We start from the raw sequence: 263 nt of genomic DNA, 5'->3' as shown, positions 1-263 counted from the left end.
ATATCCGCTACCTGCTCTTCGAGACGTCCTATCCGGGCTGGCTGTGGAACACGATGCTCGTTGCCTTCGCTTCCACCTTCCTGTCGCTGTTTGCCTCCGTGCTCGCCGCCTATGCGATCGAGCGCATCCGCTTCACCGGCGCGCGCACCACCGGGCTCCTCATCTTCCTCGCCTATCTGGTGCCGCCGTCGATCCTCTTCATTCCGCTCGCCTTCATCGTCTTTCAGGTCGGCATCTTCGATTCCCGCCTGGCGCTCATCCTC

Annotated in this window: 1 pseudogene; it reads left to right on the top strand. The window is 62.0% G+C overall.

Annotated features, from left to right (window positions below):
- Positions 1–263: pseudogene (locus CH341_RS32790) on the top strand (carbohydrate ABC transporter permease); the annotation flags it as partial.

It is taken from the genome of Rhodoplanes roseus, from assembly GCF_003258865.1.
GTDB classification, from domain to species: domain Bacteria; phylum Pseudomonadota; class Alphaproteobacteria; order Rhizobiales; family Xanthobacteraceae; genus Rhodoplanes; species Rhodoplanes roseus.
This window is presented reverse-complemented; position numbering and strand designations above follow the sequence as displayed.